General features: G+C 55.8%; 14 protein-coding genes. 2 read left to right on the top strand and 12 right to left on the bottom strand.

What is annotated here, in order from left to right:
• Positions 1 to 164: 164 nt before the first annotated feature.
• The 6 genes from EAO80_RS13230 to EAO80_RS13210 form a co-directional block, all read right to left on the bottom strand.
• Complete coding sequence (locus EAO80_RS13230) at positions 165 to 854, bottom strand: hypothetical protein (RefSeq protein ID WP_245998615.1); 690 nt, start codon at positions 852 to 854, stop codon at positions 165 to 167.
• Positions 851 to 1,108 carry a hypothetical protein gene (locus tag EAO80_RS13225; protein WP_122090356.1) on the bottom strand — a complete coding sequence of 86 codons (258 nt, stop codon included), beginning with the start codon at positions 1,106 to 1,108 and terminating at the stop codon, positions 851 to 853. Before EAO80_RS13225 ends, EAO80_RS13230 begins: the two co-directional genes overlap by 4 nt.
• A 559-nt stretch (positions 1,109 to 1,667) precedes the next feature.
• Positions 1,668 to 1,994, bottom strand: coding sequence for a ribbon-helix-helix protein, CopG family (locus EAO80_RS13220; RefSeq protein ID WP_122090355.1), 327 nt, complete (start codon positions 1,992 to 1,994; stop codon positions 1,668 to 1,670).
• A 252-nt stretch (positions 1,995 to 2,246) separates the two neighbouring features.
• Complete coding sequence (locus tag EAO80_RS19800; protein WP_162994002.1) at positions 2,247 to 2,402, bottom strand: hypothetical protein; 156 nt, start codon at positions 2,400 to 2,402, stop codon at positions 2,247 to 2,249.
• A gap of 2 nt (positions 2,403 to 2,404) precedes the next feature.
• The gene (locus EAO80_RS13215) at positions 2,405 to 2,785 is read right to left on the bottom strand and encodes a PIN domain-containing protein (RefSeq protein WP_122090354.1); all 381 of its coding nucleotides are present in this window, start codon (positions 2,783 to 2,785) and stop codon (positions 2,405 to 2,407) included.
• Positions 2,786 to 3,190, bottom strand: a complete 405-nt coding sequence (locus EAO80_RS13210) for a hypothetical protein (RefSeq protein WP_122090353.1) — start codon at positions 3,188 to 3,190, stop codon at positions 2,786 to 2,788.
• A 212-nt stretch (positions 3,191 to 3,402) separates the two neighbouring features.
• Between EAO80_RS13210 and EAO80_RS13205 the strand changes: the two genes are divergently transcribed.
• Both EAO80_RS13205 and EAO80_RS19795 read left to right on the top strand, forming a co-directional pair.
• Positions 3,403 to 3,645, top strand: coding sequence for a hypothetical protein (locus EAO80_RS13205; protein ID WP_122090352.1), 243 nt, complete (start codon positions 3,403 to 3,405; stop codon positions 3,643 to 3,645).
• Positions 3,645 to 3,800 (top strand): hypothetical protein, encoded by a 156-nt coding sequence (locus EAO80_RS19795; protein ID WP_162994001.1) that lies wholly within the window; start codon positions 3,645 to 3,647, stop codon positions 3,798 to 3,800. Before EAO80_RS13205 ends, EAO80_RS19795 begins: the two co-directional genes overlap by 1 nt.
• A 78-nt stretch (positions 3,801 to 3,878) precedes the next feature.
• On the opposite strand, the gene EAO80_RS13200 is transcribed toward EAO80_RS19795, so the two are convergent.
• From EAO80_RS13200 to EAO80_RS13175, 6 genes are all read right to left on the bottom strand, one after another.
• Complete coding sequence (locus EAO80_RS13200; protein WP_122090351.1) at positions 3,879 to 5,180, bottom strand: XkdF-like putative serine protease domain-containing protein; 1,302 nt, start codon at positions 5,178 to 5,180, stop codon at positions 3,879 to 3,881.
• 6 nt (positions 5,181 to 5,186) lie between these two features.
• The gene (locus EAO80_RS13195; RefSeq protein WP_122090350.1) at positions 5,187 to 5,513 is read right to left on the bottom strand and encodes a hypothetical protein; all 327 of its coding nucleotides are present in this window, start codon (positions 5,511 to 5,513) and stop codon (positions 5,187 to 5,189) included.
• The gene (locus tag EAO80_RS13190) at positions 5,514 to 5,861 is read right to left on the bottom strand and encodes a hypothetical protein (RefSeq protein WP_122090349.1); all 348 of its coding nucleotides are present in this window, start codon (positions 5,859 to 5,861) and stop codon (positions 5,514 to 5,516) included.
• Positions 5,862 to 6,093: 232 nt separating this feature from the next.
• Entirely contained in the window at positions 6,094 to 6,447 is a 354-nt protein-coding gene (locus EAO80_RS13185; protein ID WP_122090348.1) for a hypothetical protein, read from the bottom strand.
• Complete coding sequence (locus EAO80_RS13180; RefSeq protein ID WP_162994000.1) at positions 6,444 to 6,659, bottom strand: hypothetical protein; 216 nt, start codon at positions 6,657 to 6,659, stop codon at positions 6,444 to 6,446. The genes EAO80_RS13185 and EAO80_RS13180 overlap by 4 nt, the downstream gene beginning before the upstream one ends.
• 53 nt (positions 6,660 to 6,712) lie before the next feature.
• On the bottom strand, positions 6,713 to 6,853 hold the full coding sequence (locus tag EAO80_RS13175; RefSeq protein WP_122090346.1) for a DUF2080 family transposase-associated protein: 141 nt from the start codon (positions 6,851 to 6,853) through the stop codon (positions 6,713 to 6,715).
• Positions 6,854 to 7,700 lie beyond the last annotated feature (847 nt).

Here is a 7,700-nt window from a genome sequence, read left to right as displayed (position 1 = left end):
TGTTGTTGTTGTTGTTGTTGTTGTTGTTGTCTAGCTAGTAGTGTAGTAGTAGGTGTGTACCTAGTAGAGCAAATTCATATATGAACTTGAAATTCATATATGAATTTGAAGAGAGAGGGTTACACTCTCTCATCTAAGTCGGGAGTCGAGGAAAGGAGAAGTGGTTAGTCGTCCGACTCGTTACTTCGGTGAATCTGTTCTCTCTCGTCGACGGGAGTTATCTCACCGTCTTCGTCAGGAGCTAGGAAAGATCCACCGTTCCCGTGAATACTCCCTTCCTCAAAGGCCGAATCGTTAACATCCGGGTTTCGCTGCTTGAGGTCTTTGATTACTCCCTCGGGGTTCTTGCCGACTCCGCTCGCGACCCGTTCGACCGCGCCATGCTCGGGGAAGACTCGCGTCCCCTCGACTCGGATTCGATATTCGAGCTCCTCTAGCTTTGCCTCGTAACGATCTTCTTGAGTTGTTATGCTCCCGAGTTTATCCTCGACCCCGTGGATCCGATCGTCGAGATTCTCGATTTTCGCGTCGAGCTCGCGACGCTCTCGCTGGAGCTTACTCCTCTCCTCGCGGAGGTCGTCGAGTTGCTGCTCAAGTCGGGATCGTTGATTCATCTCTTGGCCGAACGCGATCCGGGTTAATAGTCCTCGGACCTCGTCGCTCATACCTCCGTGGGGGAGCTTTGATTTCGCCCCATCCCGGACCGACTCGGGGACTTCTATTGTAACTCGGACCTTTTCCTCCTCGTCGAGAGCCTTTCCGAGCTTGTCGTTCTCCTCGACTCCCTTGCTCTCTCTGATCGAGGACTCCGTCTCTACGCTCTCAAAGTCATAATTGAGCTCCTTGTCGCTCATGCTCGGACCTCCGAGAGAGCGATCGAGCACTCGGGCGTATGCGGGATCCTCTCGACTCCAGTCCGAGCCGTTATTTCCCTCTCGCACTCGGGACACCGGACGACCTCGCGATCGTCTTGAGCCTCCTTCGAGGACGTCTCGATTGAGGAGAGTGACCGGACGATCTCGATCGAGATCTCGATGGACTCGTCGCGATCGCGGAGCTCGGCAGCAGTTACAAAGTCTGTACTAACGGTAATGTCTTCTTTCGTCATTGAAATTGTGACTAAAGCAATAGCTATCTGCCAATGCAGCCCGACCCCTACTTTCGGAGCCGATAGAGTCGGCTCTTAGGTGAGGTTGGGAGAAGTCTCGATGTTCAGTCTGGGACCTCTCCCGGTATTTACACCGGATCGTTATCGGATCGTTTCGTCATCCTCCATATAAAATGTCCCGATTTACGATCCGATACAGTTTTGAGTGTCGCGAGTCTACGGAGAATTGTTCAGTCTGGGACCTCTCCAACGTCCCTTTTCCGAAAAGCAACAATCTATTAGAGATATTCCTGTGTTCGTCTACCTATACTCGATATAATTAAACAATTGTCTATCTGGGAGTACAATTTGTACTACACACACCGACTTTTGGGCACTACCGGAAGGGATTACCGATACGGGAATTGGACAGTAGAGCTCTCAAATCCCGGAAATACTGCATACAAACTTGATTATATAATTGGGTAGTAGTGCCCAAAACGTTGTACTGGCTTGCGATTGAGGACGATTGAGGACGTAATCTCCTCGCGGTTTTTCCCGTAGTTGAGGGGGGCTCGATCTAGTCCTCGCGATCGCCTCGATCACGACCAAAGACCCACCACTTAGCGCGTCGCCATACGGGAGCATCCTTCCGCTCCTCGCGTCGCGCCTGGAGCTCGCGCTCTTGCTCGACATACTCGACGAGGTCCGTCCTCTCCTCTCGATCTTGGATTAGCGTCCGTTTCTCGGAGCGGAGTCGGTCTCTCTCGCGTTTGATCTCCTCGTAGTCCATACCACGCTCGACGCGCTCGCGGACGACCTCGGACATACTGCGGCCGCTCTCGTCGGCCTCCTCTGCGAGCGTACGATACGTATCGTCGGGAATACGGATCGTAACTGGTTCCATACGTGACAAATACGATCCGTATTCTCTTGTATCTCCGTCAGCTCTCCGTCAGACATTAGCGTCACTTTAAATAAAGTAGTTTTAACTACCTCCACATCGTGTATTGATTTGCCCATCAGGGGCCGCAAAACTGGCCGCCGTCCCGTTATCTGGTGACGTCGTCGCCTGCTCCGTCGACTAGGGCTGCTCGTTCCATATTTGGGGGGTAACTCCCCCGTCCGACCTTTACCCCTCTTTAGAGACGTCTCTCGATTATGAGGTCCCGCGATACGGCTCGTTTCGATCGGGATTCTCGGGACAAGTCGCCTCATGAATCCCGATTTGACTTTTCGCGATCGCGAGCTGGCCACAGTATTCGCACTTGTAGGCTTCTCCCCCGCCGGCGAGCTCGACTATCTCCCTACTCATACTCAGTACGTCGCGACGTCGAGATCATCGATACGCGAGAACTCGTCGACATTTCGGGTGAGAACTCTCGAGTCCGGACTCTCGACCGCGGTCGCTGCTATCAGCGAATCAACATCCCCGATCGGCTCACCTCGTCCGTAGAGTGTTCGTTGTATAGAGAGTGCCCGACGGGACTCTGGGAGGCCAAGGGGGAGTATAGCGACTGATGCAAGGATTTCCTCAAATTTCTCGCGTTCGTTCTCTTGTAGGCCAAGGCCAGCTTCGTATACAGATAGTGCCGATACCGAGACACGCGTATCCGTCTCAATAAGCTCGTCGAGCTTGTTTTCTGCCGCGTCGAGGCAATCGAGCAGGTCGATTAAAAACGTTGAGTCGAGTAACATTTACTCCGACTCTCCGCTTGCGTCCCGCTCTGTGTCGGTAGTTCGCCGACGGTCCATCCGATCATTGAATTCCTCACGGAACGCTCGCGACCTCTCTCTGACTCGCTGAGCTCCTTCCTCATCGACGAGACCGACTAGCCCTCGAAGAGGTTCCGCGGAGCTACCTCGAACTCGTTCGTCGTCCGTGAGCCACCAAACTGTGTTTCGCCCGCCGGTTGCCTTCCGATCAAGGGCACCACTCTCGGCAAGCCGCTGGAGTCGTGTGAGTGTCGCGCGACGTTTGATTGGGAGCTCGTCGGCGACGTCGGCTGTCGAAAGTACCGGATCGTCGGTCTGCCGGAATACGGCTAGAACCTCCCCATCGGTGACGCGAGGTTTTCTTCCAGGTGTTGAGTGTTCGCTCATACTACCTAAGACGGCATGAAAGGGTAAATATCTACTGCCTTTGACGGCATGAATACCACCAAACTATCGCTATATCCGCTGTATCGGTACATTTATGCTAATGCCCTCTAAGGTATTATTAGAGACAGACCAGTTCCTCGGGGCGCGGTTCGACGGTAGAAGCGCCCGCGTGTTTGGACCACGCGAGCCGGTCTGTCTTGGACAACAAGACCATGTCAGCCAACACCGACAAGACAGAAAACGGCATCGACGTAACGCTCGACAGCTACGAAACCGCAACCCCCGAGGACGTTCTCGACGCGATCGACATTTTCGGGACCGATAAAGAGGAGCTCGACGAGGCGCTCCCGTGCTCTTGCGTCGAGGGAGACGAACTCCCTTGCTGGTATTGCGTCCTCGCGGGACGCAAAGCGCTCCCTGAGGAGAACGAGAGCGGCTCGGAGGGTGAGAACTAATGTCTGCTCCCGACTCTCTCGCGGAGCACTCGCGACAGCTCGCCGTTCGCGACGTCCTCGTTACTTTCCGAGATCATATCCTCCCGTTCCTGCTAATCGCGATCACCGGCGCTATGAGCGGCTTCTACGCTGCCGGCGCGTTCGGAGGGATCTAACTACCGGAACGCGGATCACGGATCGAGGAGTAACCAGTCTATTTTTCGGAGACGTCCGCCGCAAAGAGCCGTCCGAGGTTAGTCGTCCGACTCGACGGCCTCGTCGAAAGTAAACGCGCCGTCCGAGGAGACGATACCATGAGCGTTGCTCTCCTCCGCCTCGTGAAGCTCGCGATCGAGCTCCGTCGTCCGACCCTTGCGTCCCGAGCGCTTCGCGAGCTCTTTCTCCAGCTCCCAAATCTTGCTCGGAGAAAGATCCGAGAGAGCGTCCTCGATCTCCTCCGCCGAGACGTCCGAGAGAGCGAGGTCGTCGAGCGAGCGGATCGAGCCGACCGATCCGACCGACCTACTGACGTCCTCGACGTCCGCGCTCTTGTCGACGGCCTCGTCGAAAGCGAACGAACCGCTCCCGTCTGTCGCCTCGCGAGCCTTCTCGACGAGCTCCTCTCCGCTTGCTCGATCTTTCTCGACGGTCGAGGCAAAGGAAACGCCGAAACGAGACGGCTTCTCGTCGATCCCTTTCGAGACCTCGTCGTCCTCGTCGAACGTGAACGAACCCTTAGAGACGTTCTCCGAGGATCCCTCGCGTTTGTTCCCCTCGATCTTCTTAACGAACGCCTCGATCTCGTCTTCCGGGAGCTGCTCGACGGATTTAGCGAGAGTCGCGATCCGATTCTCCCGATCATCGTCCGGAGCATCCTTGGTAAGCGGCTCGATCGATCGCCGCTCCGAGCTGAGATCCTCGACGTCCTCGATCACCTCGACGTCGTCGGCGTTCGCGGCTTTCGCGATCTCCTCGGGGACGTCCTCCCCGGCTCGCTTCATGACGACGTATTTCGATTCTCCGACTGCGGGCTCGTCGACGAGACTAACGAACGTCACTCGATCGAGATCTAACTGAGCCTCTTTCGCGATCTCCTCGGGGCTCGCGCTCTTTGCGACCATATCCTCGGAGCTCTTACCCCCGGTTTCGGAGCTCGAAACGCCCTTGCTCGACATGGACGTAACGGGACTCCGCTCTCCCTGTCCGTAGATCGAGAATCCCGAGAGCTCTCCACTCTTAACCTGCGACCATACCTCGTCGTCCTCGACTTTTACTCCGAGCATCCAACTACCCGCCGGGACGGTCGTCTCCCCAAAGTCGAGATCCTTCCGAGCGATAAATGACTCCGAGAGCTTCGCGACGCTCTCGAAAGTGTGCATGAGATCGAGGTTTTGGTACTCCTCGGTGAACTTGTGAGCAACCTCGCGGATATTCTCCCGAGAGACGACGTCTCCCTCCCGATCCGGCTTGTCCGGGATAAGAACGGGACCGAGGAGAAAGCGCTCGTCCTCGTCCTTTGCTACGATACTACCAGTTAGCTGCTTAGTTGTCAACATATCTAATTACCTCGCTTGGCACAAGAGCGAGACGGAGATCGCCTCGCTCGCGTCTGCACTTGCCGTTACGTCGAACCCGAGGAGCGACAGTCCCGAGACGTCGAGACGAGCATATGTCGATCCGGCCGACGGATCCGGGATCCCGATCTCGTCTGTCTCGATCGGTCCGATCGCCTCCTCATTCGTAAACGAGACGAGCGGCTCAATCGAGTCGATATCCGCGACGTCTCCCTCGATTCGGAGGACCGCAGTTTTCCGAGGCGAGACCTGAAGGAACTCGCTCGTCCGCTCCGTCGCTCCCGGCTCGATCGAGAGGATCTCGCTAACAGTCATTTAGTAAAACCCCCGAGTAGCGTCGCGATCGATCCCCGCCTCGTCCGTCTCGTCGGGGACCACAGAGACGGCCATAATCGAGTCCTGAACGTCCCGCATTTCGTCGAGGGTTACGTCCCCCGGCTCCGCCTCGATCGTATCGAGCGCCTCCAGGAGGAACTCGACGGTCTCTCTGTGAGTCGATCGGATCGCCTCTGCGGGAGTCGCTCCCGGATCGAGATCTGTTCGTCCGAACGAATCGACCGTCGTCGCCGCGACGATCTCGCTTACCTCTCCCGGCTCCGCGTCGAGCTGCTCGACGAGCCGATCAAAACTGTCCTCTGTATTTGCTGTATTGTCTTCTGTCATAGTTGTAAAGTTCGTGTAAAGAATGGGGTGATCTGGCTAACTCGTTCGATCAAGTCCACTGAAAGCGCGGGAGCGGAGCGCTCTCCGTCTCCCGAGCGGCTAATAGTGGAACGGGAAAGGGGACAAGGATCGGTCTTGCGACCGTCTGGATGAAGAAACCTTTTCGAGCCTTCTCTCGCTTGACTGCAGGTCTCGCCGTAGTGACATCACTTTGGGTCATCGACCTACTAGCTCACTCTCCCGATTCGCTCTCGTCCTTCTCGTCGAGCAGTCCATACGAGCGCTTGAGCTCCTCCGTCTCCTCCGCCGGATATCCGAGGACCTCCTCGACCGCGTCGAGACCGTCCGCCGTTACCTCCGGGAGATCATTCGAGAGCCCCTTTTCCCCAGCGATCACCCACGCCTCGACCGGATCCGCGCCGTCTTGCTCTGCTCTCGCCGCCGCGATCGCGACCGGGAGACTAATCTCGGCTCCGTCCGGAAAGGCTGGATAGCCATCCGGACCGAGTCGCTGGCGCTTAACCCGGCTCTTGGTCTCGAACTCGTCGTACATCCGCTCGATCTGCCGTTTTGAGTAATCACTCATGAGTTGTTTTCGAGCTCCTCGAGCCGTTCCTCTAGTTCCTCTCCGAGCCGGGCAAGGTCTCGGCTCTCTGCGATCTTGAGGCGGGTCCGGATCTGATATCCGAGTGCGCGGTGATGCTTTAAACGGACGTTATCCCGCTCTGGAGACCTGATACGCCCGTTCTCGATCTTTCGCTCAAGCTCCTCGATCGAGTTATCGATCGTTTCGAGCATCGCCTCGTAATCCTCGTCCGTCTCTTTATTGTCAAAACTCATATCCACCTGACCTAGTCGTCGAGCTCCGAGGTCCGGACGACCTTCACGTCCGCTCCGAGCCACCGCTTAGGAACGTAAACGTGAGCTCCGTTACCCGCTTTCGAGGCTCTCCCGGTATGGACTTCTTCTCCCTTAATTTCGTGCCGGTCCATGTGATTTACTTACCAGTGTGTACGCCGTACCCCACCTTAATACCTCGGATAAATTATAATATCTTTTTAGAGTTTATAGTCTACTTTTGATTTCTTCTATAATCAAAAGTAGAGGCATCGAACCCCACTCCCTCTTGCGATTAGTTCCAGTCGATCGAGCCGATCCGAGTATTAGCCGGAAATAGTCTCCTCTTCCAGATTATTTCCGGGGCTCTTTGCCGGGACTTGGCGGGACCGGCTCGATCGAGGAGACGGATCGAGACGAGGTCGACGACGAGCACCAGGAGGATCAAAATCTCGAGCCGGTGTAAGAATATTGATGGAAAAGAGGCTCAATCCCCCGGAGGAGTAAGTCCCGACAAGACACCGCTTATCTCCCTTTATCTCTATCGGAAAAATCGCAAGAGGGAGTCGGAATATTCGGCAGAGAATCCACTATACATTTTTTCTCGCAGATAGCCCCCGCTGACGACGAGAATTACCATTTCTACCGATCCTAACCGATCTCCCGAGAGACGTCTCCAGTGAGAGGCGCGTATTTGCCGTGAGAGAGCGATTAGTCTCGGGACGTCCGATACCACTCACGACGAGCTCTCGACAGAGAGCGATATGCTCCCGGAGCGAGGATCGGACGGGACACAAGACAGAACGGGAGAGACAAAAGAGGGACCGATCGAGAATATGAATTCATACCCGGACCAGATAGAGAGCTAACAGGAGGGAACCGGCTCGACAAGATCCCTCGGAGAGCCGCTTAGCAAGACATTCCAAACAAGACGTCCCTAGACCAGCCATAGAGCGGTCTAGACTGCGTTGCTGTTGTTGTTGTTGTTGTTGTTGTTGTTGT

It is taken from the genome of Halalkalicoccus subterraneus (genome assembly GCF_003697815.1).
Lineage (GTDB): Archaea > Halobacteriota > Halobacteria > Halobacteriales > Halalkalicoccaceae > Halalkalicoccus > Halalkalicoccus subterraneus.
This window is presented reverse-complemented; position numbering and strand designations above follow the sequence as displayed.